The following is a 26,062-nucleotide window of genomic DNA, read 5'->3' on the forward strand; positions in this document are numbered from 1 at the left end:
CTGTGTTCGATACGACGAATACCCAAATCTCCGCGTCCGGAGTGCGGTGAATGTCACCGACACGCACTCCCTCTCATATGACGAGCCGTTCAAGATCTCACAAGAGCCATCGATATTTCCAGCTACCATACAGACCAGCGGGACATCTGATCTGACCATCAAACCATTCCGTTCAAAATAAAGGGCCGTGCACATATGTTTTTCTCAAAAAAGACCAATAACTGGAAATCCGACCTAGTCAAAAATTCGATATTCTTTGACGGCGATATCTATCGAGAATCTGCCAAGCTGACAGCCAAGCAAGATCCAGCCGATCACTACCTGAATAACTGGAAAAGCAAGCAGATTAATCCCTCATTTTTCTTTGACTCCAATTTTTATTTGAAGACGTATGAGGATGTCAGACTGAAAGGGATCAACCCTCTCCTGCATTACATCATGCATGGTTGGAAAGAAGGACGCATTCCGTCCGCTTCATTTGACCGCGATGCGTTCCTAGCAGCACATCCTCACATTAATCCGGACGTATCTGACCCAGCCGCATGCTGCATCATGCTTTATGGAGAATACAACTGGAATGGAAAAGCAATCCACGATGCACGACAGGCTGCGCAGCTATTCTCGCCTGCCTTGATTGCAGATGTTCAGACGGCGCAGTTGACCTCACCTCTGGAAATTCAAGGACTGGAGATCGCCAGCGCGGTGACCGACACGCCCCCCTCAGATCCGCTCACTGAACTGTACCGTCGCGAGTTCGACGCAGACTTCTATTTGTCCCACTATCCGGATGTCAAAGAATCCGGAATCGATCCATTCGCGCATTACATGGATCATGGCTACAAGGAAGGACGAAATCCCAACCCTGAATTCGATGGAATTTATTACAGAAACACTCACCTTGGCCGAGCCTCAAAGCAGAATCCTCTGATTCACTATGTACGCCAAGGCAAAAGGAAGGATCTCGCCACCAAACCGGCCTCATCCGAAGAATTGTGTCGCCTTGAATTCGACGAGAATTTCTATCTGTCGATGTATCCGGATGTCAAAGCGTCCGGAATTGCCCCATTCCTTCACTACATGAATTTCGGATTCAAGGAAAGCAGGAATCCAAACCCGAATTTTGATAGCTTTTTCTATAAAACATTCAATCTTAAAGATAATCCGGACCAGAATCCGCTGCTCCATTACATTAAGCACGGTCGTCAGAAAAATGTACTAACGCGACCCAACAGCACTACTACAATCTATCCGACCTTCAAACTCAGTCCGGAAACGAGTGTCTGCGTTCATGCTCATTGCTACTACCCCGAATTGCTCGGCGAAATCGCGAAGGGGTTACAGAACTTTCCGAGCGGAACGCATATCGCATTGACCGTTTGCAGCGAAGCAGATCGGATATTTTGCGTCAACTATCTGAACAGGCATCTTCCTGAATTTACGAAAGACGTCATCCTTGTGCCAAACCAGGGGCGTGATATCGGTCCGTTCCTGGTCGGCTCGGTGCACGTGTGGAAAGACTACGACTTGGTACTCCACCTCCACACGAAGCAAAGCAGGCACATCAACTGGGGAAATATCTGGCGCCATTACATTTTTGATCAAACCATGGGTAGCAAGGAATTGGTCAATGCAATCATTGATCAATTTACTATCGATCAAAAAATCGGTGCACTGTATCCAGAGAATTTCTACGAAGTCAAAAAATACACGGTCAGCAATCCAAATACGGAGAATGTAAAGAATCTGCTGCGCTTTCTCGGTATCAGCGAGGAATACATCTCCAACGAATTTGCCGCTGGCTCGATGTGCTGGTTCCGGACCCGATCGCTGCTGCCGTTGATTGAAAAGATCAATAACCTGGATCTGTTCGAAACCGAGGAAGGCCAGGTCGACAACACGTTGGCGCACGCGCTAGAACGAGTCATGCCGATGACCATCCGCGCAGGAGGATTCACGGTCCATTCCTATACGTCTCCTATGCGCGCCTTGCTTGGAGAGCCGCTGCCGGCTCCTGGACGAGATGCGACCAATTCGGAAATCACCGACGCGTGGCCGCGCGACAGCGCTCGAGCGGCGGCCCGCCCGCCTCTTCCACTCAAGCCGTTGTCGCGTGCATTCAACGGGAAAGCACTCGACATCCATTGGGTTCTGCCCAGTTTTGGCAAGGGCGCGGGAGGGCATACGACCATTTTCCGGATGGTCAGATTCCTCGAGCAATTCGGACACCAGCAGACCATCTGGCTGCAGAACGCCACGAACATGCCAAGCGAGGAAGTTGCCCGGCAGCGCATCATTGATTGGTATATGCCCATCGGAAAGAACGTTTCCGTTCTCTTCTTGCCCGAAGATCTGCGCCAACTTTCCGGGGATGTCATTATTGCAACGGACTGCTGGACCGCATTCCCCGTTAGCCGAGCAACGAAATTCAAGGAGCGATTCTATTTCGTTCAGGATTTCGAACCCGATTTCCATCCCGCAGGCGCCAATCGCCTTGTGGCCGAGAGCACCTATGACTTTGGATTCTCTGCTTTGTGTGCGGGTGCCTGGCTTGACAAGATCATGAAGGAGCGTGGCGTATGGTCGCGTCGTTGGGACCTGGCTGCCGATCACGATATTTACTTCCCGCTCTCGACCTCTGCCGCGGCCACCTACTCACCCGAACACGAAGTGCAAATCGCCTTCTATGCACGCCCGTATACACCAAGACGAGCTGTTGAGCTGGGGTTCGCCGCACTCGAGCAACTCCATCGATCAGGCAGGCGGTTCAAGGCCCACTTGTTTGGAGAGGAAAACATTGAAGTCAATTACGATTTTCCGTATGAACAGCATGGCATTTTGAGCCACGAAAGGCTCGCGGAACTCTATAGGTCAATGGACATTGGCCTCGTCTACTCCGCCACCAATTATTCCCTGATTCCCTTGGAAATGATGGCTTGCGGACTTCCGGTTGTCGAGCTTGACGTGCCCAGCACGCGGGCAATTTTTCATAACGATGAGGTCGCATTCGCACCGCCCTCACCTCACGGCATCGTCGACACGATCAACGATTTGCTGAACTCGCCTCGCAAGAGAGAAGTTCAGCGCAAAAACGGACTCGAATTTATTGCCGCGAGCTCTTGGGAAAATAGCGCCAGAAAGATCGAAAGTGCCGTCATTGAAAAACTCGTGGAATCGAAATTTGAAAATATCGCATCGTCGATCGGCTCACCCCTTATTATAAAGAAACCTCGCGTTTCGGTTTTCATTCCAACATATAACGCGGGAAGCGAGTTCCACAAGGTTCTCGATGCCGTCACCAATCAAGAGTGCGATTTCTCTTATGACGTATTAGTAATTGACAGCTCATCCACAGACAATACAGCGGAAATTGTCAATAGATTCAAAAATCGCAATGTCCGCTTCGCTCAGATTCCACAAAATGAATTCCAACATGGACGAACTCGGAATCTTGGAATCTCGATGACAGAAGGCGACTACGTGGCAATCATTACCCAGGACGCCACACCCGCCAACAAGCACTGGCTGTCATCCTTGATTAGCGGCTTCGGCATGGGTGATCGCGTCGCCGGCGTTACCGGCCGGCACGCTGCTTATCCGGAGCACGGGTTGTTTATCGAGAGGGATATCAACGAACACTTTGATAATTTGGCGCTACTACCATCTGTAATCGATTCCGAAGTCGGACTTCCCAGCTATTGTTATCGAGGAGGAGTTAACTGGCGCATGCTCGCATATTTCTACTCCGACAACAACTCGGCGATGTCCCGGAAAATTTGGAGGAGCCTCCCGTATCCGGAAATCGAATGGGGAGAAGACTACGTATGGGCATCGCTTGCAATTAAAGCGGGCTATCAAAAGGCATATGCAAACGATGCAATTGTCCTGCATTCTCACAATCTTCCCGATCAGGCACAATTCAAAACCGCTACGGCCGAAGGCAAGTTTTGGGCACAGCAGTTCGGAGTAAGACTGCACAGTGACGAAGACGCAGCCATTGCGCATATGGATGCCAGGGATTACCATTTTGCAATGAAAAATGGAATCAAGAACTCCGACCTCAAGCAACGGCTAAAGTCGAACAAGCTTCTGGTGAGAGGGCGAACCCAAGGCTGGGAAGATAGCCGCACAGAAATTTGACCCTAATAAAATTGGCGATAGCCAACAACTATCGCCAAAACTCGATAAATTTATTATGTTTAAATCACCGGCAGTACTTGGAATTTTTTCCCAAGAGAACATCAGCAAAATAACGCTCGATCAAGCATTTTCCAACAGCGGAAAAAACACCGGAAATCTTCTTTTCAGTGAAAGTCTGTATCAGAATATTCAAGGGTCAACCAAAGGACATCTCGGATTCACCGATGCCGATCTGGAAGACAAAGATTGCATCGTGCTTGCTGCGGCGAACTGGCTGAATTCCGACATTGATCTTGGATCTCTATACGAGCGGTTGAGAAGAACCAAGCTACCGATCGTTATCGTGGGCCTTGGCGCACAATCCTCGTTGCGATCTGAAATTCCGAAACTCAAGGAAGGAACGCTCAATTTGGTTAGATTGATTGCCGAGCGCTCCAGCACTATCTCCACCAGAGGCGATTTTTCAGCCTCCGTGCTTGAGGCGTACGGAATCAAGAACGTCAGCGTAACTGGCTGCCCTTCGTTGCTACTTGCGGGCAAGCAGGCGCCTGCCATTAAGAATTTCTCGAGCGAAATGAGCAATGGCATTGTCGTAGGCGGAACTCGTCACGGCTTTCAAAGCGCAAATCTTTTTCAGATCCATCTGTATCGACAGGCCATGAAGTTTAACCTGCATCAAGTGCTGCAATCTGAACTAGCTGATATGTATTTCGCCCTGAAACGGTTCAGCAACCAGGAGATTCTCGCCAAGGCGACAAATATTCTGGGGGCGTTGTACGGCGAAAACGAAAGTCGCGTAGCAAATTACATCACTGAGAAAACTCACGTATTTTTTGATCTGACGTCATGGCTTGCATTCATGAACAGCAAAGCCATGTATGTTGGTACGCGCCTGCATGGGGCGATCGCATCATTATTGGCGGGAACGCCGGCCACACTGATCGTACATGACTCCCGGACAGCGGAAGTGGCCACGGCGCTGAATATTCCTTTTGTCAACGAGACTGAGATTGACCTTAGAAGCGACATCGATTTTTCCAGCCTCTATTCCTCAAGCGACATTTCGAAATTCACCAACGGCTACAACAAATACAGGTCAAATTTCGCCGATTTCTTTGAAAAGAACAATCTGCGAATGCTGACCACGGCATAAATTTCGGCAAAAGCGAACGACATATTCCAAATTGCGAATTGTGTCGTTCGCTAACAAGCCCAAACAACCACCCCTTGCCCATTCAGGCTTTCAATCCGCCCGTTTGAATCTAGCAATTTCCTTAGCGAGCAGACGTAAATAAAAATCCTTGAATTCGATAGACGGCTCGATATCCTTGCTCCCCTCAGCACTCTTCTGTTCAGACAGTGCCCATTCATTCCATGAAACAACCAACGCAAGGTCGACCTTCTTGTCTATCGCGCGCTGCCACTCCTCTCTAAATGTATCGCCCCCCATGCGGGTCCGTCCGGCGATACGCGCATTTGAATCCGGCCGCCAGCTCGCGGTAATCGTCATAGCCTCCGGATGGCCTCCCAGCATGGTATAAGTTTGAGGACCGCGATCCTCCCATGACAGATAGCCATATTTGCTCACTTGATTATCCAGGAGTAAATTTGGCTGCTGAGAAACAAAACCCGTTAGCCATCTCACAGTAAACCGTGGGTCATTCCAGTTTGGCAGCGACCTCTTGAATGGTGAGGGCGTTCCTACGTAAACAATCAAAAGCGGCTTTCCTTCATATTTTTGGTACAATGCCGCTCGATTTGGATTTCTTACAAAATCCCTGTATACTTGATCAGCCTTTTTCTGAAGCCTTCCATCCTCAATTGCCTCTGGAGTCCCGGGAATACCAAGCATGATGGCTATCTTGGGATGATCTTCGAGCTTTTTATATTCATCCGCCAGCGTGTAGGTCGCCGTTTCCAGAGCTTCAATATCCTTCCGGCAACCACAGTCAGGCACATAATCAATATCGTTCGACCAATCAATAAAAATAAAATCAACTCCAGCGCCACTCAACCACTTTGCATGCTCCTGAATGACATGTGGATCGTCCGCCGAATAATGCCCGAGAAGCGGAGTGCCCCAAGCTTTTTTCCAGTTATGGAATGTCGTGTAAGCGATGCCGACCTCTCGCGCCTCTAAGTTTCCTATAAAGCCAAATACACCCGAGACGAAGATTAAAAAAATGAGGCATGTCGACAGGAAATTGCGATTTATTCGCATTAAATATCTAGCCATCGTCAAAATATACCTCCGCACACTTTCCCCATTCAGATTTTCAGCCTGGCAAGAACATCAACACTGCTTTTACCTCCTCCTATGCAAAGTTCAAGCTGTTCGATAGCCTCACGCTTTTCGACTAGCTTTTTCGCATCGAAGACACACTTGAATCCGTAACGCACGTCGGGATTTCCCTTCAAGTGCCTCGCAACGTCCGCACGGACCATTCTTTCGATACTGATTGCCTTCACCACACAAGCATAGTTAACAAGTATCTTGAAATCAATGCAATCATTTTTCGGTCCGTCGACCCATCCCTTGCATTCGATTCGACCACCTTCACAAAAAACACTATCGACTCTGAATTTCATCCCGCCGCCACCGGTGAAGTGCAAAGGATCATTCTCTCCATCTTCCACACCATACTCGAGGCCGGCGATCTTCAAAGCCGCAACAATTTCATCATATTCCCGCAACAATGCTCTTGCTCTGAGTTTGCCCAGCCCGTCCTCGACATCATTGATATCGTGCTGTGCAAAAAATTCAGCGGCCCTGGTTTTTCCGCCGGGCCGCCCGCGCGGTCTCTTCTTGGTGAAAAATTCACTACGCGACTTGACCACATAGTGATTTATTCGTATTCCGCTCCAGGCAACATCTTTCGTCAGGCCGCCCCATTCACCATCTCCGAGTTTTCGCCCCGAGGAATCGACATAGACCCAGTCTCTTTTAAGTTTGAACGAATGTGGATTGGTTCCAACACCTCTACACGCAGACGTCCTGATGAATGTTTTATAATGTCGATTAATAGGTCTATTTTGCTCAGCCCGCATCGTAAATCTATCGGTAACGAATTCACGACTAGCCGTCATCCAACGCGAGGATCCATAGACCGCCCAATTTATAGCTATGGCGCCAACATTTTTTATTTTGGAAATTCGCCGCAAATATTCAACTAACGATAGATCATTTCTTTCAATATTGACAAACTCATCGGCATCGATAAATGCCAGCCACTCTGTTTCGGCACCATATAACTCCAGAATCCTTTGATATGCCGCGAGTTGCGAATTCTCACCATCGATGACCGGCTGAAGCACGAGATTTATGTAACCCAGATCATGTAGGATCTGCAACAATTCACGAGTACCATCATCGCTTTCATTATCCGCAATAAAAAATCGCCTAACACCGAGCGAACGGTGATAGGCGAGCCATTCAACTATGAATGGATACTCATTTCTAAAAATAGAAGCAATTCCAATCTTATCAGTCATCACGAGGCATTGAGTTTTCCGTCATTTTGAACCATCCAAACAAAATGACGGTCTCGAATCTCACAGTTTCATATATACCGCTATCCCTTGCTCAACGTCGTCAAACACCGTGACCTCTCCATTGTTGAGCAGCAGAACAATATCGCACATTTTTCGAACCTGGGCCATCCCATGTGTCACGAGGATCAGGTTTGCTTTTCCCACGCGTCGCTTGAACTCAGCTTCCGCCTTCTCACGAAAGTGTGCATCCCCTACCGACATTGCCTCGTCAACCATGTAGTAGTCGAAGTCAAATGCCAAGCTCATTCCGAAAGCCAGTCTTGCCCGCATGCCTGACGAGTAAGTATTGACTGGCTGCTCGAAGTATTCGCCCAATTCTGCAAAATTCTCGACATAGGCCAGCACCTTATCGAGCGCCGCTCCTTCTGCTCCCAGTGTCCGACATACGAATTTTGCATTTTGACGGCCAGTCAACGATCCTTGGTATCCTCCACCAAGACCGACTGGCCATGAAATCCGCTTGTCGGTAACGATCTTTCCACTGTCAGGTATATCTGTTCCGCATAGCAACCTCATCAAGGTGCTCTTGCCCGCTCCGTTTCGCCCAATCAATGCGATGTTCTTGTCGGGAGGGACGCTGAACGATAAATTTCGAAAGATATACTTTCTCCCACGTGTGGTCACATAGGATTTCGTCAGGTTTTGTAGTTCGATCATGTCTGTGTGAATTTCCGAAGATCTTCTCTACGCCAGCGATACAGAAGCATGGACAAAAACAATGCAAAACAGGAAAAGTATATCGGATAAAAGACGTCCAGTTGCTCTACCTTCGGATAACTCGCAAACATGGAAGATCTGACATTATCGATTACCTCAAGATAAGGATTCCATGCCAACCACGACAATTTTTCATCGGATATCCGCCATACTGGATAAAATACCCCCGATGTCAGGTATATGGGAAGATACGACAACCGGAGGGCTAGCTTCAATCGCGGAAATGCGTGCCCAATAATAGCGAACAACACACCGATCGAAAATGCGACCACGATCCCCATTGCGATCGACAAACACCATGCCAGCGGATCACTGATCAAAACATCGTGATCGAACCAAAACCCAAGAAAAAAGCAAATGATTACGTAGGCACATGAGTAAACGCAGATCTCGACAACCATGCGAGCGATAAAAGTATCGAACGGCAAAACCTGTCGATAGGAAAATAACCCTTGGTTAGCCTGTATTGCATCGATCATTCTCCACGAAATATTTCTCATCATGTGGAATGGGACGATTCCACTAACCATATAGATGATGAAATCAAGACCCTGCACTGGACTTACTTTAAAAAAGGCGTAAAAGGTCAGGATAACCACGAGAATACTCAACGGCTCCATGACAACCCACACAACGCCCATTCTCCGTGCCCCGAATCGCGTCTGCATTTCTCTTAAAAACAGCGCAAATAGCACCGACTGGAATATTCTCAGCGATGTCCGCTTCGCCTTAAAACCAGAATCAATTTCTGACATGGTCATCAATTTTAATAATCGGTCGCATACCTGCCCAACAACATCACTTGGACGATAGGAGCAATAATCTTCTGCATCTCATATGTCGGCGCATTTGTCACATAAACCGTATCCTCGGGTAGCACCAGAAATTTCTTTGCAAGAAACATGGATACCGGTTCGCGCATGTCCAGATGAAAGACCTCCGCTTCAGGCTTGCCTTTTTCCGCAGTATCAGCTAGACGAAAAACAAATACGCCCTGAGGGTTTGCGCTGCGTTCGCTCAATCCTCCAACCGAACCTAGAACTTCCAGCAGCGTAGGATTCGATGACGGCAGATCGTGCAACCCCGGCTTACCGACTGCCCCCATCGCCACGAACCGCTCTCGCGCACGATTCAAGATGATCTCGGATTTCGGTGGAACCGGAATATTTCCGCCCGACAATAGATCCTGATAGTTGTACGCAGATACCTTTTTTCCTGTACGGAGCACAACGTTGATCAAATATGGTTCCAGCACCGGGCCACCGGCCTGATTGATGGCGTCAAGTATGGTCAAGGGCCCTTGGAGTGCCGAGTAGCGCCCCGGACTCTTCACCGCTCCCGCGACCAGAACCGAGCTGGACAGGTCATTGACGAGTTCAACATGCACTTGCGGCTCGCTCGCACGCCCCATCACCCCCTTGCGGATAATGGCCTCGACCTGATCAAGGTTCTTTCCGCTGACCTTCTTCGTGCCCATATAGGGAAGAGAAATTCCCCCGTCAGAATTCACGCGCACTTTGTCGAAGACGGTACCCCCTTGTGCAAGCGGAGCGAATACCGTAGTACCGGCCATGTTGTCGTCCGAGATCAACACCTTGATCACATCCCCGGGCACAAGCTGCACCTCCGGCACCTCTTGAGGAGCAACCTGCTTTCGGGGTGCACTTTCAGGCGGACGAACGTACGGCGCGATATTGCCAGGTGCAAGTTCAATGAGCGTGTACGGATAGTCGCTGTTGCCGGCGTTCGACGCCGATGTAATGCTGGTCATATACGGGCCAGCTCCCGACAAAATGCCGCAAGCGCTCAGGGACGCCACACTGGAGAGTAACGCCGTAGCCCGCAGGCAGCGCACGAGGTTCTGCCGGGTGCCGAAAAGGGAATATTTTTTGTACATACCGTAGCAAATCCGATTCTTAATCTCGATGGTCCTTGATCGTCGCAATCACAAAGCGCGTGACACCATATACTAGCAACAAGATCACCAGAATCGTAAACAGGTTATAAAAACGACGCGGCAAAAGTGATTCATCCGGCATATTAGGATTCACAATCACGACAAGGGCGCGCAATTTCTTTGCGGCCTGATTGTGTGCCTCATTCAGGGCAATTGCCGACGCCTTATACATGTCCTCGGCAATTCGAGCATCCAATTCAAGATTACGGAATCTTGCCGCAACCACATTCATCTGGTTGTCGGAACTTTTTGCCGTCAACTTATTTTGCTCAACCGCAATTTGCTGGCGAAGGGCCTGAACGCGAATTTGCTGCTGTCGAACTTGTGGACTATTTTCACTCAGACTAGCCCGCATTGCTCGAAGTGCAGTATCCGCCTTGATTTCCTCTGCCTGAAGCTGCGAAATCACATCGTTGCGAGCCAAAGCCGATCTCTGCGCGTCCAGGACATTGTTATTGCCTTGAAATGCCAGCACTGTATCCCGTTTACGATCGTAGACATCGCGCGCGCGTTCCACTTCGCTCTCGGCAAACTCGACCTGCTCGAGCGCCAAGCGATGCGAAACGCTATTGACGAAATTGTCGCTCTCAGCAATGATTGTCTTAAGCGACTTCTCCGCAAATTCTCTATCGAAAGCCTGCACGCGAATAGTCAGCAAACCTGTCGACTCATCAAAGCTGGCCGTCACCATCCGCTGATAGTACTTAAGCAATTTTTCCTTTGATGCATTCGGCGACAGGTAATACCATGGATCGCGCAGACGTCCGGCATAATGATCGCTCCAATGCAGCCTTTCCTGCAAAACATTTAACATGTCTTGCGAGAGAACGAATTCACGAACATAAAGCGTTTCCTCAAGAGAACTAGAAGCGCCACCACCCAGCAGCACGGACAAACCCGAAGCCTGAGCGGCCGCCGCCCCGCCACCACTCCCGCCTTCGTTCGAGCCTACCTTTTTCACCACTACTTCAGATGTACTCGTAAAGCGATCTTGCGCAAGAACGATGTAATATGCGAGAGCGAGTATCATAGGCACAACTACTATGCCCATAAATAGTTTATGTTTTTTGATATTATTGATTGTCATTTTTTCGTAATCGATTTACTGGGAAACTACGCAGTTCCAGATCCTTTGGATCAGATTTCTTCGAAAGGCCCACGGTCGAGGAACATTCGGTGTAGCGCTCAAGGCAAAATCAGCCTGTAGATAATTGAGGTTGGGGTTGTAAAACGGATCGTGGCGCATGACATCCGCCCAGCGCTTGCTCATATATCTCACTTCCGCTCTGGCGCGACGTTGCTGTGCACGGGTAACGTCCTTACCTCGTGAACGCGACTCGAAGTGATACAAGAGCGCGTGAGGCGTCCATACAACACGCAAGCCCTCCTCACGGACGCGCAAGCAGTAATCCACGTCGTTGAAGGCGACTTTGAGATTCTTTTCGTTCAACCCTCCGAGCGCCAAATACAGCGACTTTCTGGTAAGCAAGCACGCTGCGGTCACGGCCGATAGATCCTGCGTAACCAAAGCCCTACCTGCGTAGCCCGGCTCATCCGCACCAATGCCCGAGTGCAAATGATTGGCGCACCCGCCCGAACCCACCGTGTCGCCGGCGTGTTGTACGGTGTCGTCCTCGTAAAGCAGTTTCGCACCCACCGCACCGACAGCTGTGCTCGACAACACCCCCACCATTTCCCCCAACCAGTCCGGCGAGATCACCTCGGTATCGTTGTTGAGCAAACACACCAACTCGCCCTTCGCCTTGGCGATCGCCACATTGTTGATACGCGAGTAATTGAATGGCTCATCGAACGGCAACACCCGAACATTGGCCACCTGCTGCAAGTTCCGCAGGTAGTCCAGTGTTTCGCGTTCGATGCTCTGGTTGTCCACGACGAGAATCTCGTACGGTCCGTAACGCGTCTTTTCCAGCACACTGGCGATGCAACGACGCAGGTGCCCCAACTGATCGCGCGTCGGAATGACGATACTGACCAAAGGAGCCGGCTCCGCTACCGCGTAACGTACCCGGCATCTGCCCGGCCCCGTAGCATCAACCTTTGCCGATATCCCGACACGGTTCAAATGCGCGGCCACCGCGCGAGCGGTCTCCGCGCCGTCAATCGGCTCCTCGCGGGACATCAGATGCCAGAGTGGCGCAGGCACATGCACCATCGGGGAGCCCAGTTCGCTCAAACGTAACAGAAACGCATGCATGACATTCGCCCCATTCACTTCCGCTCCGAATTCGGGCAAACGGTGCGCATACCGGCTGTTCCAGACGAACGCCTCTCCAATGTAATTGGTGGAGCGCAGCAGTTCGGGTGACCAATCCGGCTTGAAAACAGGATCGTGCAATTCGCGGTCGGCGCGCTGAATGTCGTGATCCGCATAGACGACCGCGGCGTCCGGGACTTTGACTACGGCATCCGCGAGACAGAACAACGCCTGCTCAGATAGCGTGACTCCCGCCCTGATAACGAGGCACCATGCATTCTGCTCGAGCGGCGTCGAAATCAAACGTGACCAATCTGCCGCGGGATCGCCTTCCAGCAACTCGACGTCGAATCGCTGATAGGTTTGCGCCGCCAGACTGGCTCGCGTCGCATCGATATTAGCCCGGGTAGTTTGCCGGTTTATCGACAAAAAAATGTTAAATCTTGGTGAGAAATGCCAATTTTCGGCACGACGGACCATCAACGCGCGGTCCGCCGGACTAATAGCATAGAACTCCTGATACCACCCTGAGTAGCCACCACGGAACACATTTGCCCGAAAACGGCAAGCCACGTCGTACGCGTAATCAATATCGGAAAAAAGCGTAGCCAGCGTGAGTCCAGCTCGGGTACATCGATGCAAAGGCTGCTTGTACAACGTGCAAGCCACTCTCCAGAGTTGCCGCAAACGATACACTGCGAAACTCTGGCGGCGACAATGAAGGAATTCCGCACGAACAGGCTTTTCGTCGCCGTCCACGACCAAATGGACAGCCCGCACAGCCGCGTCAGTCTTGACCAGCTCCTGTACGCGTCCCTTGCTGCTTATTAAAACTTTTAAATATTGTGTCCGGCCGCCATCCAGCGTCAGCACTGCGGTCGCAACGCATGCCTCGCCATTGCCTACCGCCAGCCCTTCTATCAGCCACACCATGGACGTGCGGCTATTCCTCTCACAATTGATATCAGCCGCCACTTCTTCACTACCTGTCTTGACTATGACGCAACTTGGGATCCGCGATTATAATTCACGGCCTGAGGAAGACTAGAAAAACCTAAAAGTATCCGTCATGCACCGATCAATCCTATTTCTCCAGGGGCCGCCCTCGCTTTTCTGGCGTCAGTTGAGCGACCACTTCGATGCCGCACTCGTGCGCACGCATCGAATCAATCTGTCTCTGGGAGATTGGGCCTACTGGCGCAAACCGGGCGCGGTCAACTACCGCGGCCGCTTTAGCCGCTGGGCCGGCTTTCTGCGCGATTATCTGGTGCGCCACGAGATCACCGACATCATCTACTTTGCCGACCGCCTGCCCTATCATGCGGTCGCGCGCGAAGTCGCCGAATCACTCGGTATTCGCACGTACTCAATCGAATTCGGTTACCTGCGCCCCGACTGGCTCACCCTCGAGCGCGGCGGCATGGGCACGCTGTCACACTTCCCCACGGACCCAAAGGCGATCCGCGCAATTGCCCGCCGTGTCGGACCATTCAAGCCGGACACCAAGCATTATTCACACAGCTTCGGGCAAGAAGCGTTCAACGAGGTGCTTTATAACCTCCTGACCTCGCTAGTACCATATTTTTTCCCGCTCTATCGCACCGACAAATATTACCTGCCATTACTGGACTATCTGCGCTGGCTGCCGCGGATGGTCAGCCAGCGCCTGCATGAGCCCGCGCGGGTTGCCGCCGCGGACGTATTGCGACATTCGGACGATCTTTACTGGATGCTCGCGCTGCAAATGCAGGCCGATTACCAGCTGCGAGCCAATTCGGCATACAACGATCAACGGCAAGTGATCGAGGAAGTCATTTCGTCGTTCGCCCAGCATGCTCCGCAGGACGGCTCACTGATCATCAAGCTGCATCCGCTCGACAATGGCATGGAGCGCTGGGAGAAATTCGTCGCGCGCACGGCAAAACGCTATGACGTGGAATCGCGCGTCATTGCCGTGACGGACTGCGACCTCAAGCGCACGATCAAGCACAGCAAGGGGGTCATTACGGTGAATTCGACCGTGGGCCTGCACGCGTTGCGTGCCAATTGCCCGGTGAAAGTGCTCGGCATGGCGATGTACGACATCGCAGGACTCACGCACCAGGGTTCGCTGGAAACGTTTTGGACCAAGCCCGAGCGCGTCAATAAGCCGTTGCTCAACGACTTCGTGGCCGCAATTGCCGCCACCGTCCAGATACATGGCTCGTTCTACAACCGTGCGGGCCGCGACGCAGCGTGCGTCGAAATCGTACGCCGCGTGATGAAAGACGAGGTCAATGGCCACGGCGCCTTCGTCGATCCGCCCCCGCGGCTCGATCGCGCGCTGCGGTCGAACGTTCCGATCTTCGGTTCGTTGAAAGGCAGCGGCATCGAGCCGGCAGGTACGCGCCCCGTGGCTAAGCCTCCCGAAACAGACGTGCAACCCAGTGGCGCCAACGTGGCACCTGCGGCGTAGCACGCCATTCGACGAGTTCCTGCAGTGCCCGCTCCGGCGTGGTGAAGCGCTTCGTCGCTCGGCTCACATAGGTGGGATACAGAATCAGCGCCGCCGCCACGAGCTCGTCGAGCTTCAGCACACGAGCGCGCCGCTGACGCACCGCTTCCGTCAAGCCGGCATCGCGTGTCATGCCCCAGCCCGCGTAGAAAGGCTGCCCGTAAGTCACGACCTTCACGCCACGCATCAGCGCCTCAAACCCGGCCAGCGACGTCAGCACATGCACTTCGTCCACGCTGCCGAGCAGTTCGTGAAACGAAACTGAGCCAAGCGTCTCGTCGCACCACTGCGCCGCGTCGCCCTCGCCGCGCCCCACATTGCGCAGGCCGGCCACGACGTCCGGGTGCGGCTTGTACAGCAGGTACGCATCGGGATTGGCGACCCGAACCGCACGCAACAGATCCATATTGCTGCGAATATCCGACGCACCGAAGCGGATCGACGCATCCGTCTCGACCTGTCCGGGCACCAGAATCACGCGCCGCCCCTGCGGACGGCTCCAGTTCGCGCGGCCGGCGAGGTTGTACTTGGTAATGCCCGCATCGCAGATGGCCCGGCGCAGGCTGGCTGCACGTTCAACCAGTTCGGGGGAAAACGTCGCGTGTGCAAGCAGCATTTCCAGTCTGGAAGGCCGGGTGGCATCGTAATAGATGCCGATGTCGTCCTGCACCCACGACAACGGGCGAGTCAGGTCGGCGCCGAGGCCGACGGAGCGCACGAAGCCGTCCTCGACGCGGATGACCGGGTGCATCGCGGACAATGCGGGGGCAAGCCGGTCGTCAAGCTTGCGTCCCCACGTGGCCACGGCGGCATCGCTCGCCCGCGGCACCCGCCAGCGAAATCGAACGGCGCTGCCGCCGAAAAACTGACGCACATAGTCCTTCTTCCAGCCTGAAAACCCGAGCGCATCGATCTCGACGGGAAATCGTTGCCGCATCCGGCGCTGCAATGCCAGCCACGCGATCACGGCTTCAACCTCGCAGCGCTTGCCGGTTTCCGGATCGACATAGCGGCAATAATCGATCAGCGCAGCATGAACGAGTTGCTCCAACGTGGCCATACCGCGTCGCCCGGGTGCCGGCAACTCGTCCCGAGTCAGCCCCCACCCCGCGTAGAACGGCATGCCGAATACACGCACCGGCAGCCCCCATATCAATGCCTCGAAACCGAGTTGCGAAGTCACCGTATAAACCTCGTGAACCAGCGGCAGCACACTGGCCGGATGCGCGCTGTCGGCCAGCACGCGCACGCGCGGCATCGCGCGCACCGCGTCGAGATCGAAATGGCCTTGCTTGCGGCCGGACACGACGTCGGGATGAACCTTGAGCAGAATCGTGCGATCGGGATGATCGCGCAGCGCGGCTTCCAGCATGCGGTGGAAGCTGGACGCGTCGGCAAGACCGCAGGAAATCGAGGCATCGCCACGCGTCTGGTCCACGACCAATATGCATCCATCGGGCAATGCCCTGTCCAGGTCGCGGCTGTGGTTGTATTTGGACACGCGGCCGTCCCGCCATGCCGCAGCCAGTGCGCGAGCCCGCGTGATCTGGTCGTCGCGCAGCGGCTGCGCAATCAGGGATTCCAGCCTCGATGGCTGGCTGCCGTCGAGATAAAGCCCGACATCGTCGAAAATGACCGAAAGCGGAGGGTCGTCCTTGCCGAGTCCGACTGAACGCACGAAGCCGTCTTCGATGTGATAGACCGCGAGGCCATGTTTCTTCGCGTAGCGCTCGGCGGCCATTGCGCTCGGACGGCGCCCCCATGCAAGGACACCCGCACCCGCGACCGGCTGGCCCACCGGCCGGTAGTGCAGTTGAAAATCATCCAGCAACGCGGCGAGTGTCGGGATGCGGTTCACGCCCGGCGCCATCGTATAGGCGCGCGGCAGCGAACCTATCGACGCTTTGCGAAGCGGCTGCCCGGCGACTTCGCCCCGGCCAACAGAAAAATCAGTCAAAAACTTGAGCCTCGACAAATGCGGCCACACGCGCTCACGCGATCCGGTAATTGCCGAAAGCGGAGGTATATCCTGCGAAGCCGGAGTAATGGAATATCGATGCGCCCACCGGGACGGTCATGTCGAGCGGACCTTCGGATATCGATCCGCGCAACCGGACGACAACGGCAGAAATGCTGCGCGCATGATGCAATTCATGCGCTCACCACCTGCCCTCATCCTCGCGCGGGAGCAATCGCATTGTACTTCTCGACCCACCACCACTGCCGTATCCGGTGGATGTCGACATTTTAACGGGCAATCCCCTTCAAAGAGACCGGCAAGCCGATTAATGCACACTGGAGCGGCCGCTCCGCCCCATGGCCTGCCATCGGTTGCGGATGCAACATCAACCCGTACCGACATCACAAATGTAAATAATTTACAATATTAAAAATTATTACGAGGGTGGAGCCATATAAATTTGTCATTGCCAGTTGCGCACACACGATCAAACATCTTTAGAATCACCCAATCAACAAAAAGTCCAGAACGCCCGCTCATGCCGGGATGATTTTGCACGAGTCGCGCATACGCGCGCCGACCAACCACACGCATTTGATGTTCTGATGTTGCGCAGGCTCCTATACCGAAAATCGGCACACGGCCCGTCTCACCTCCGTGGCAACACGGCGGTGCTACGTTGGCTCGTTCTTCATCAAGGTGAAAATCCGTCCACGGATTATTACGTGCTGCCGCGCCTGCGGGAGTCGGGGCTGCCTGTCGTCTATAAAAACCTGGACAGTGCATTGCCGGAATCCGGTGACCTGGCGACGGGGACGGCCGTCGTGATCATCCGCTACCTGAACACGCGATGGGCGCGCGCATTGCACATTCATCGCGCGCAATTGGCGCGAATCGTGTATTTCATGGACGATGACCTGCTGCAGCCACGGTCATGGAACGGGCTGCCTCGCCCGTATGTGAAAAAACTCCGCAAATACTGCCATGCGCATACCGCGGACATCCGCGACCTTGCCACGGAATACTGGTTTTCGACGCAGGCACTACGCGATCGCTATCCGGAGCGGGCGGCTAAACTCGTGACGCCGCGTGCATTGCCGGAGGATGCCCGCCCGCTGCAGGTACGCAACGCTGTAGTCGACGCACCGGAATCGCCGATCCTCGTGTTCTATCACGGCAGCGCCGCTCATGAAGCCGAGATCACATGGCTGCAACCGATCATCGCGCAAGTGCTCGCACGCTGTCCGAACGTCCATTTCGAGCTGATTGGCGCGCATGCGGTGAATGTGCTCTTTCGCAGCCTGCCACGCACACGGGTCGTACATCCGATGGACTGGGCCAACTATCGCGGCCACTGCCGCCTTCTCGACGGCCATATCGGCCTCGCCCCGCTGCTACCCTCCGCGTTCAACACTACGCGCGCGCACGTGAAGGCCTACGATATCGCCCGCTGCCGCGCGGTGGGGCTGTATGCCGCCGCGGGCCCGTATCAAGAGGTCATCCGGCACGCCGAGAACGGCCTCTTGCTCGCCAATGATCCGCAGATCTGGGTGGATGCACTATGCGCGCTGGCCGGCGATCCGGCCCGCCTACACGCACTGCGCGTGGCCGCACAGAAGCTCCTTCAACTTCCCCCTGCCGAACAGCCAGCCCCGATCGGGATGATTCGCACCGCGCCCGAGCAAGTCGCGCTTACTCGTAACCCAGCCGACTCAGGAACCAGCCGGATACGGCCGGATGTAATCCGGCCAGCAGGAAACATCCGAGGTTCAGTGGGAATGGAAAGCTGATTCGCGCACGGTTGGTGCTCAGGCCCACGCGTATCACGCGCGCCGCCTTCGGCGCTTTCCAGAGGAATGGCTTCGGACCGGGCATATCGAAGCACATCTGCGACTCGACGTAGCCAGGCATGATCACGTTGACCTTGACACCCTCCGCAGCCAGCCCGTCGCGCATCGCTTCCCCGTAGGCCTTCACCGCAGCCTTGCTCGCACTGTAGCTGGGCGTCTCGGGCAATCCTCGCCATGCGGCAAGAGAGCTGACCAGTGCGATCTGCCCTGCGCGGCGCGCGCGCATCGCGGGCATCGCCGCATGCGCGGTGGCGATGCTTGCCTTCACGTTCACGTCCAGCAGACGGTGCATGTCCTCCCAGTCTTCGCCTTGATGCCCGGGGCCGGTATTGATATTGACGCCGGCATTTGCGATCACGAGATCTGGCGCTTCGGCCGCGCTCATTTCGCTGACCCAATTCCGCAACGTCTCGTGATCGCGAACATCGAATGCCGCCGTGATGACACGCGCACCGAGCGAGGTACAGGCGTCACTCACCTGTTGCAGCAGCGCGGTATTGCGGCCGTGCAAAATGAGTACCGCCGAGCCGGCACGCGCGTATTCCTGCGCCAGCGCGGAACCGATGCCGCCCGTTGCACCCGTAATCAGCACGCAACGCGGAACCCCGTTTTTTCGTGTAGGCATGGTCGAGAGATATGGATTTGTATCGTGATATTTTCGGCAGCATTATCCGACATGCCCCACAAAAAACGCGCATCATTCATAGAATATTTTCCCCAAACAGTCCGCACGGCAATCCGGCGACTCGGGCATTTCCGCGCTTCGGCATAAGCGTCGGGAAAACATCTCCCCTGCTGCATCGCTCGGGGTTTTAACACTCTTTCATCCTCGATCGACTTCTCTTCGGTTATAACCTTCCGTCGAAAAGCCGCCTGCCGGCCCCTTTTTCATTTATGGAGCCCCCATGCCGAACCTGGAATCCACTCAGCAATTCCTGATGACCCGCGGCCTCGACTTCGGCCTCAACCTCCTCGCCGCGATCGTCCTGTGGTTCATCGGCCGCTGGGCGATCCGCCTCGGCACGCGCCTGCTGGGCAAGGTGGTACGCCGCAGCGGCAAGGTCGACCCGACGCTCACCGACTACCTGACCTCCGTAGTCAGCGTGCTGCTGACGATCCTGCTGATCCTTGCGATCCTGCAGATCTTCGGTGTTCAGACCACGTCGTTCGCCGCCCTGCTCGCCGGCCTCGGCCTCGCGATCGGCACGGCGTGGGGCGGCCTGCTCGCGCACTTCGCCGCCGGCGTGTTCATGCAGGTGCTGCGTCCGTTCAAGATCGGCGACGTGATCAGCGCGGGCGGCGTCACGGGCACGGTGAAGGAACTCGGCCTGTTCGGCACGACGATCATCACCGCCGACAACGTCGTGACGATCGTCGGCAACAACAAGATCTTCTCGGACAACATCGCGAACTACAGCGCGACGCCGCATCGCCGCGTGGACCTGACCGCGAAGATCGCGAACGGCGTCGACGCGGCCGATGCGATCAACCGCCTGAAGACGCAGATCCAGTTGATCCCGAACGTGATGAAGGTGCCTGCGCCGGACGTCGGCGTGCTGCAGTTCACGCCGGAAGGCCCGCTGCTGTTCGTGCGTCCGTCGACGCAGCCGGAGAACTACTGGCAGGTGTACTGCGACACCAACCGCGTGATCCTCGAGACGTTCCGCGACGCGCAATACCCGACGCCCGAAACGCCGATCTTCCATCGCACGACCTGAGGAACGGTGTCGCCAAGCGGTTCGCAGGATTCTGACTGAAGCAGCCGGCGTCAAGCAGCCGGATCGGCCGATACCGCACATCGGCAATCGATCGGACCGCACGAACCGCACGGACGAAAAAAAGCGTGGCAACTGCCACGCTTTTTACTGCGCCGAAGCGAAAACGCGCAGGCTCAGTGGCCGCGCGTGTTCTGCGTACCGCCCGAATGCCGCCCGCGCACCAGCTTCCACAGCGCGCCGAGCGCGACCGGCACGATCGCCGCGCCGATCCCCGCCAGCACGATCACGTTCAGATACTGGCGGATGAACGGAATATTGCCGAAGAAGTAGCCGAGCAGCACCAGCAGCAGCACCCAGAGCAACGCGCCGATCACGTTGAACAGCTGGAAGCGCGCGACGCTCATCGACGACGCGCCGGCGACGAACGGTGCGAACGTGCGCACGACCGGGATGAAGCGCGCGAGCACGATCGTCTTGCCGCCGTGCTTGTCGTAGAACGAGTGGGTCTTCTGCAGCGCAGCGCGATCGAGGAAGCGCTCGAGCACCGGGATATGCGTATTGAACACCTTGGGCCCGACCCAGCGGCCGATCAGGTAGTTCACGGTATTGCCGGCAATCGCCGCGACCAGCAGCAGCACGATCAGCCCGCCGACGTTCATGTCGCCCGTCGCCGCGAACGCGCCGCCGATGAACAGCAGCGAATCGCCCGGCAGGAACGGCAACACGACGAGCCCCGTCTCGCAGAACACGATCAGGAACAGCACCAGATACACCCACGCACCGTACTGCCGGATGAAGTCGCCGAGGAACGCGTCGATATGCAGGACCAGGTTGACGAAATGAAGCAGCGTATCCAAATGCGATTCCTCGAAGGCGAAAGGGCCGGAGTGGCCGAAAAGCGGAAGTGCCCGCCGGACAAGGCGGTGCGCGGAACGCAGTCATCATACCGAAACTACCTTAAGGCTCCGTGAAAAAAACGTAAGCGGCCCCGGCCACGGCATCCGCCGCCGCCTCGCTATAATTCGGCCATGTCCGAAATCACCGAAACGGCCGCAGGCGCCGTGCCCACGCCCGCCGCGCGCCCGCTGCGCGCGATCCAGCCCCTGCCCGACCAGCTGATCAGCCAGATCGCCGCCGGCGAGGTGGTCGAACGCCCGGCGTCGGTCGTCAAGGAGTTGCTCGAGAACGCGATGGACGCCGGCGCGACGACGCTGCGCATCGTGCTCGAGGAAGGCGGGGTCAAGCGCATCTCGATCACCGACGACGGCTGCGGGATTCCGCCCGACGAACTGCCACTCGCGCTTATGCGCCACGCGACGAGCAAGATCCGCTCGCTCGAGGAGCTCGAGGCGGTCGCGACGCTGGGTTTTCGCGGCGAAGCGCTCGCGTCGATCGCGTCGGTCGCCGAGATGTCGATCACGAGCCGCACGGCCGAGGTCGCGCATGCGACGAAGATCGACGCGACCACGGGCGCGCTGTCGCCGGCCGCCGGCGCGGTCGGCACGACGATCGAGGTGCGCGAGCTGTACTTCAACACGCCCGCGCGCCGCAAATTCCTGAAAAGCGAGCAGACCGAGTTCGGCCACTGCCTCGAAATGATCCGCCGCGCGGCGCTCGCGCGGCCGGACGTCGCGATCTCGGTGCTGCACAACGGCAAGGCCGTCGAGCACTGGAACGCGACCGAACCCGCACAGCGCGTCGCGAAGATCCTTGGCGACGGCTTCGCGACCGCACACCTGCCGCTCGACGAGCAGGCCGGGCCGCTCGCCGTCTACGGCTGCGCGGGCCTGCCGACCGCGAGCCGCGGCCGCGCCGACCAGCAATACTTCTTCGTCAACGGCCGCTTCGTGCGCGACAAGCTGCTCACGCACGCGGTGCGCGCGGCGTACGAGGATGTCCTCCACGGCGACCGTTACCCGTCGTACGTGCTGTTCCTCGATCTGCCGCCCGAAGCCGTCGACGTGAACGTGCACCCGTCGAAGATCGAGGTGCGGTTCCGCGATTCGCGCTCGATCCACCAGTACGTCTTCCACGCGGTGCAGCGCGCGCTCGCGCGCCATGCAGGCGCGTCGCCGGAAACCACCGTGGGCGGCCATGCCGCACAACTCTCACCGGCGCCGAGCGGCCCCGCGTCGTTCCTGAATACGCCGCTCGGCCAGGGCGCGGCCGCCGGCACGGGCGGCAGCGGCTTCTCGTCGCCGTCGTCCTCCTCGTCGTCGGGCAACACGTGGATGCGCCAGGCGCGCATGACGCAGGGCACGCTGCCGGTCGCGCAGCCGCTCGCGCTCTACGACGCGCTGTTCGGCCGCAAGGACACCGGCGCGGGCACGCCGGACGGCACGACGATCGTCGCGCGCGACGCGGCCGATGCAGCGGCTGCGCCGGCCGCGCCGGCCGCGCCGCTGTCGGGCTTCGTCGCGTCGCCGCTCGCCGCCACCGCGCACGACGAGCAGCCGCTCGGCTTCGCGCTCGGCCAGATCCACGGGATCTACGTGCTCGCGCAGAACGCGCACGGCCTCGTGATCGTCGACATGCACGCGGCGCACGAACGGATCCTGTACGAACAGTTCAAGAACGCGCTCGCCGACCGCACGGTCGCCGTGCAGTCGCTGCTGCTGCCGATCTCGATGACGGCGACGCCGGTCGAGATCGGCACGGTCGAGGAAGAACGCGACACGCTCGAATCGCTCGGCTTCGACCTCGCGGTGCTGTCGCCGACGTCGCTCGCGATCCGCGCGGTGCCCGCGCTGCTGAAGGACGCGGACCTGCAGTCGCTCGCGCGCGCGGTGCTCGCCGACCTGCACGCGTTCGGCGGTTCGCGCGTGCTCACCGAACGCCAGCACGAGTTGCTCGGCACGCTTGCGTGTCACCACGCGGTGCGCGCGAACCGGCGCCTGACGCTCGACGAGATGAACGCGCTGCTGCGCCAGATGGAAGCGACCGAACGTGCGGACCAGTGCAATCACGGCCGGCCGACGTGGTATCAGCTCACGCTGAACGATCTCGACCGTCTCTTCATGCGCGGGCAATGAACGCTTCACCGCAGTCCGCCCCGACGACGATCGCCTGCCTGCTCGGCCCCACCGCCTCCGGCAAGACGGCCGCCGCGCTGGCGCTCGCCGCGCGCCGTCCGATCGAGATCGTCAGCGTCGATTCGGCGCTCGTCTACCGCGACATGGACATCGGCACCGCGAAACCGACGCGCGACGAGCGCGCGAGCGTGCCGCATCACCTGATCGACATCATCGACCCGGCCGATGCATATTCGGCGGCCGAATTCCGCGCGGACGCGCTGCGCCTGATCGGCGAGATCGCCGCGCGCGGCCGCACGCCGCTGCTCGCGGGCGGCACGATGCTGTACTACAAGGCGCTCACGCAGGGCCTCAACGACCTGCCGACCGCCGATCCGGCCGTGCGCGCGGAGCTCGACGCCGAGGCCGCGCGCGACGGCTGGCCGGCACTCCACGCGCGGCTCGCGCAGGTCGACCCCGCGACGGCCGCGCGGCTCGCACCGAACGATTCGCAGCGGATCCAGCGCGCGCTCGAAGTGTTCCTGCTGAGCGGGCAGCCGATGTCGGCGCTGCTCGCCGCGCCGCGGCGCGCGGACGACGCGGCCGCGGCCTATCGCTTCGTGCCGGTCGCGCTCGAACCGTCGGACCGCGCGGTGCTGCACGCGCGCATCGCGCAACGCTTCGACGCGATGCTCGACGCGGGCTTCATCGACGAAGTCGAACGGCTGCGCCGCCGCGAGGATCTGCATCTCGGCCTGCCGTCGATGCGCTGTGTCGGCTACCGGCAGGCATGGGAATTCCTCGACGGCGACACCGACTACCGGACCATGCGCGACAAAGGCATCTTCGCGACGCGCCAGCTGTGCAAACGGCAGATCACGTGGCTGCGCGCGATGCCGGAGCGGATCGTCGTCGACTGCGTCGCGCCGGATTCGACGGCGCAGGCGCTCGACACGCTCGAACGCGTGCTCGACGGCCGCATCGACGATCAATAACGGGGCAGGATCGCCGCGCATCGATCCTGCTTGCGCGCGATACCCTCGTCTTCGGTCAGCGTCGTTCCTCTTTCGGGCCGCCCGCCAATACGCCAAGCGCCACGCCAGAAAAAAAGCCGCCCGGATCGACTCCGGGCGGCTCTCCTTGCTGCATCCTGCGTGCGCTGCGTCAGACCACGACCGTCTGCGCCTCGCCTTCGCGGCTCGCACGCACGGTGCCGATCTTCCACACCTGTTCGCCGGCGGCCGTCAGGTCGGCGATCGCCGCGTCGGCATCGGCCGCCGAGACGATCACGGCCATCCCGATCCCGCAGTTGAACACCCGGTGCATTTCCGCGTCGGCGACGCCGCCGTGCTCCTGCAGCCACTTGAACAGCGGCGGCAGCGGCCACGCGGTCTGGTCGAGCTCGGCCGTGAGGCCTTCGCGCAGCACGCGCGGAATGTTCTCGACGAGGCCGCCGCCGGTGATGTGGGCCATGCCCTTCACCGACAGCTTCTGCATCAGCGCGAGCAGCGGCTTCACGTAGATGCGCGTCGGCGCCATCAGCGTGTCGGCCAGCGAGCGGCCGTGGAAATCGGCCGACAGGTCGGGGTTCGCGCGCTCGATGATCTTGCGCACGAGCGAGAAGCCGTTCGAGTGGATGCCGCTCGAGGCAAGGCCGAGCACCACGTCGCCTTCGGCGATCGTGCTGCCGTCGATGATCTTGCTCTTCTCGACCGCGCCGACCGCGAAACCGGCCAGGTCGTATTCGCCGTCCGGGTACATGCCCGGCATTTCGGCCGTTTCACCGCCGATCAGCGCGCAGCCCGACAGTTCGCAGCCGTGCGCGATGCCCTTGACGACGGTCGCGGCCGTGTCGACGTCGAGCTTGCCGCACGCGAAGTAATCGAGGAAGAACAGCGGCTCGGCGCCCTGCACGAGGATGTCGTTCACGCTCATCGCCACCAGATCCTGGCCGACGGTGTCATGTTTGTTCAGATGAAACGCCAGCTTGAGCTTGGTGCCGACGCCGTCGGTGCCCGACACGAGCACGGGCTCCTGGTACTTCTTCGGCACTTCGAACAGCGCGCCGAACCCGCCGATGCCGCCGAGCACGCCGTCGCGCAGGGTTTTCTTCGCAAAAGGCTTGATCTTGTCGATGAGCGCGTCGCCCGCGTCGATGTCGACGCCTGCGTCGCGGTAGGACAGACCTTGGGCGTCGGGAGCGGATTTCGGAGGATTCATGGGGGAATGCGAGAAGGTCGGTAAAATGCGATTTTACCCGAAGCCGGCCCGTTGGCCGGAATTCCCAGCACCGAATCGTCAGGGATTGCATCTTGGTCGACACGTCCCCGTTTTCATCGCCCCGCGAGCCGCGCCGGAAACCGCGCGCCGCCGTGCGTGCGGCCGCGTGTTCAGGCACCGGAGCAGCCCCGCGCGCGTGCCCGGCGTACGGCGCGCGTTTCATCAACC

At 57.2% G+C, this 26,062-nt stretch carries 18 protein-coding genes; 7 read left to right on the top strand and 11 right to left on the bottom strand.

Features of this window, described 5'->3' with window-relative positions:
* The first annotated feature begins 195 nt into the window (after positions 1-195).
* The gene (locus DIE17_RS07935) at positions 196-4,137 is read left to right on the top strand and encodes a rhamnan synthesis F family protein (protein WP_124572926.1); all 3,942 of its coding nucleotides are present in this window, start codon (positions 196-198) and stop codon (positions 4,135-4,137) included.
* Between the two features lie 55 nt (positions 4,138-4,192).
* Complete coding sequence (locus tag DIE17_RS07940; protein ID WP_124572924.1) at positions 4,193-5,290, top strand: polysaccharide pyruvyl transferase family protein; 1,098 nt, start codon at positions 4,193-4,195, stop codon at positions 5,288-5,290.
* Positions 5,291-5,380: 90 nt separating this feature from the next.
* Here the strand turns inward: DIE17_RS07940 and DIE17_RS07945 are convergent, their stop codons facing one another.
* The 7 genes from DIE17_RS07945 to DIE17_RS07975 are packed head-to-tail and all read right to left on the bottom strand — an operon-like array spanning position 5,381 to position 13,514.
* Entirely contained in the window at positions 5,381-6,373 is a 993-nt protein-coding gene (locus DIE17_RS07945; RefSeq protein ID WP_124572922.1) for a hypothetical protein, read from the bottom strand.
* Between the two features lie 32 nt (positions 6,374-6,405).
* Positions 6,406-7,629: a glycosyltransferase family 2 protein gene (locus DIE17_RS07950; RefSeq protein WP_124572920.1), complete on the bottom strand. Its 1,224-nt coding sequence runs from the start codon at positions 7,627-7,629 to the stop codon at positions 6,406-6,408.
* A 60-nt stretch (positions 7,630-7,689) separates the two neighbouring features.
* Complete coding sequence (locus DIE17_RS07955; protein WP_124572918.1) at positions 7,690-8,346, bottom strand: ABC transporter ATP-binding protein; 657 nt, start codon at positions 8,344-8,346, stop codon at positions 7,690-7,692.
* Positions 8,343-9,167 (bottom strand): ABC transporter permease, encoded by an 825-nt coding sequence (locus DIE17_RS07960; protein ID WP_260426189.1) that lies wholly within the window; start codon positions 9,165-9,167, stop codon positions 8,343-8,345. The genes DIE17_RS07955 and DIE17_RS07960 overlap by 4 nt, the downstream gene beginning before the upstream one ends.
* Positions 9,168-9,172: 5 nt before the next feature.
* Entirely contained in the window at positions 9,173-10,303 is a 1,131-nt protein-coding gene (locus DIE17_RS07965) for a polysaccharide biosynthesis/export family protein (protein ID WP_124572916.1), read from the bottom strand.
* A gap of 19 nt (positions 10,304-10,322) precedes the next feature.
* Positions 10,323-11,450 (bottom strand): ABC transporter permease, encoded by a 1,128-nt coding sequence (locus DIE17_RS07970; RefSeq protein WP_124572914.1) that lies wholly within the window; start codon positions 11,448-11,450, stop codon positions 10,323-10,325.
* Between the two features lie 15 nt (positions 11,451-11,465).
* Positions 11,466-13,514, bottom strand: a complete 2,049-nt coding sequence (locus DIE17_RS07975) for a glycosyltransferase family 2 protein (RefSeq protein WP_260426188.1) — start codon at positions 13,512-13,514, stop codon at positions 11,466-11,468.
* A 190-nt stretch (positions 13,515-13,704) separates the two neighbouring features.
* Between DIE17_RS07975 and DIE17_RS07980 the strand changes: the two genes are divergently transcribed.
* Positions 13,705-15,036: a capsule biosynthesis protein gene (locus DIE17_RS07980; protein ID WP_260426187.1), complete on the top strand. Its 1,332-nt coding sequence runs from the start codon at positions 13,705-13,707 to the stop codon at positions 15,034-15,036.
* Here DIE17_RS07980 and DIE17_RS07985 read toward each other — a convergent pair.
* Complete coding sequence (locus tag DIE17_RS07985; protein ID WP_124487946.1) at positions 14,978-17,032, bottom strand: capsular polysaccharide biosynthesis protein; 2,055 nt, start codon at positions 17,030-17,032, stop codon at positions 14,978-14,980. The two genes, DIE17_RS07980 and DIE17_RS07985, sit on opposite strands and share 59 nt — an antisense overlap.
* Positions 17,033-17,760: 728 nt before the next feature.
* Between DIE17_RS07985 and DIE17_RS07990 the strand changes: the two genes are divergently transcribed.
* Positions 17,761-18,825, top strand: a complete 1,065-nt coding sequence (locus DIE17_RS07990; RefSeq protein WP_260426186.1) for a hypothetical protein — start codon at positions 17,761-17,763, stop codon at positions 18,823-18,825.
* Here DIE17_RS07990 and DIE17_RS07995 read toward each other — a convergent pair.
* Positions 18,728-19,510 carry an SDR family oxidoreductase gene (locus DIE17_RS07995; RefSeq protein ID WP_124487948.1) on the bottom strand — a complete coding sequence of 261 codons (783 nt, stop codon included), beginning with the start codon at positions 19,508-19,510 and terminating at the stop codon, positions 18,728-18,730. The genes DIE17_RS07990 and DIE17_RS07995 overlap by 98 nt on opposite strands.
* Positions 19,511-19,790: 280 nt before the next feature.
* Between DIE17_RS07995 and DIE17_RS08000 the strand changes: the two genes are divergently transcribed.
* On the top strand, positions 19,791-20,603 hold the full coding sequence (locus DIE17_RS08000; RefSeq protein ID WP_124487949.1) for a mechanosensitive ion channel family protein: 813 nt from the start codon (positions 19,791-19,793) through the stop codon (positions 20,601-20,603).
* A 173-nt stretch (positions 20,604-20,776) separates the two neighbouring features.
* Here the strand turns inward: DIE17_RS08000 and DIE17_RS08005 are convergent, their stop codons facing one another.
* Positions 20,777-21,460, bottom strand: a complete 684-nt coding sequence (locus tag DIE17_RS08005) for a DedA family protein (protein WP_124487950.1) — start codon at positions 21,458-21,460, stop codon at positions 20,777-20,779.
* Between the two features lie 171 nt (positions 21,461-21,631).
* Here DIE17_RS08005 and mutL point away from each other — a divergent pair, with 171 nt between their 5' ends.
* Both mutL and miaA read left to right on the top strand, forming a co-directional pair.
* Complete coding sequence (gene mutL, locus DIE17_RS08010; RefSeq protein WP_124487951.1) at positions 21,632-23,635, top strand: DNA mismatch repair endonuclease MutL; 2,004 nt, start codon at positions 21,632-21,634, stop codon at positions 23,633-23,635.
* Positions 23,632-24,609 (top strand): tRNA (adenosine(37)-N6)-dimethylallyltransferase MiaA, encoded by a 978-nt coding sequence (miaA, locus tag DIE17_RS08015; RefSeq protein WP_124487952.1) that lies wholly within the window; start codon positions 23,632-23,634, stop codon positions 24,607-24,609. Before mutL ends, miaA begins: the two co-directional genes overlap by 4 nt.
* Positions 24,610-24,778: 169 nt before the next feature.
* Here miaA and purM read toward each other — a convergent pair whose 3' ends face one another.
* Positions 24,779-25,834, bottom strand: a complete 1,056-nt coding sequence (gene purM / locus DIE17_RS08020; protein WP_124487953.1) for a phosphoribosylformylglycinamidine cyclo-ligase — start codon at positions 25,832-25,834, stop codon at positions 24,779-24,781.
* Positions 25,835-26,062: the final 228 nt, after the last annotated feature.

The sequence above is a fragment of the Burkholderia sp. Bp9099 genome (assembly GCF_003857805.1).
Lineage (GTDB): Bacteria > Pseudomonadota > Gammaproteobacteria > Burkholderiales > Burkholderiaceae > Burkholderia.

What these genes read in the sequence shown, in the direction of transcription:
- DIE17_RS08000 (WP_124487949.1), top strand. Translation starts at nt 19,791, where the DNA reads ATGCCGAACCTGGAATCCACTCAGCAATTCCTGATGACCCGCGGCCTC.
- DIE17_RS07975 (WP_260426188.1), bottom strand. Translation starts at nt 13,514, where the DNA reads ATGGTGTGGCTGATAGAAGGGCTGGCGGTAGGCAATGGCGAGGCATGC.
- DIE17_RS07995 (WP_124487948.1), bottom strand. Translation starts at nt 19,510, where the DNA reads ATGCCTACACGAAAAAACGGGGTTCCGCGTTGCGTGCTGATTACGGGT.
- miaA (WP_124487952.1), top strand. Translation starts at nt 23,632, where the DNA reads ATGAACGCTTCACCGCAGTCCGCCCCGACGACGATCGCCTGCCTGCTC.
- DIE17_RS07955 (WP_124572918.1), bottom strand. Translation starts at nt 8,346, where the DNA reads ATGATCGAACTACAAAACCTGACGAAATCCTATGTGACCACACGTGGG.
- DIE17_RS07945 (WP_124572922.1), bottom strand. Translation starts at nt 6,373, where the DNA reads ATGGCTAGATATTTAATGCGAATAAATCGCAATTTCCTGTCGACATGC.
- DIE17_RS07960 (WP_260426189.1), bottom strand. Translation starts at nt 9,167, where the DNA reads ATGACCATGTCAGAAATTGATTCTGGTTTTAAGGCGAAGCGGACATCG.
- purM (WP_124487953.1), bottom strand. Translation starts at nt 25,834, where the DNA reads ATGAATCCTCCGAAATCCGCTCCCGACGCCCAAGGTCTGTCCTACCGC.
- DIE17_RS07935 (WP_124572926.1), top strand. Translation starts at nt 196, where the DNA reads ATGTTTTTCTCAAAAAAGACCAATAACTGGAAATCCGACCTAGTCAAA.
- DIE17_RS07965 (WP_124572916.1), bottom strand. Translation starts at nt 10,303, where the DNA reads ATGTACAAAAAATATTCCCTTTTCGGCACCCGGCAGAACCTCGTGCGC.
- DIE17_RS07950 (WP_124572920.1), bottom strand. Translation starts at nt 7,629, where the DNA reads ATGACTGATAAGATTGGAATTGCTTCTATTTTTAGAAATGAGTATCCA.
- mutL (WP_124487951.1), top strand. Translation starts at nt 21,632, where the DNA reads ATGTCCGAAATCACCGAAACGGCCGCAGGCGCCGTGCCCACGCCCGCC.
- DIE17_RS07970 (WP_124572914.1), bottom strand. Translation starts at nt 11,450, where the DNA reads ATGACAATCAATAATATCAAAAAACATAAACTATTTATGGGCATAGTA.
- DIE17_RS07940 (WP_124572924.1), top strand. Translation starts at nt 4,193, where the DNA reads ATGTTTAAATCACCGGCAGTACTTGGAATTTTTTCCCAAGAGAACATC.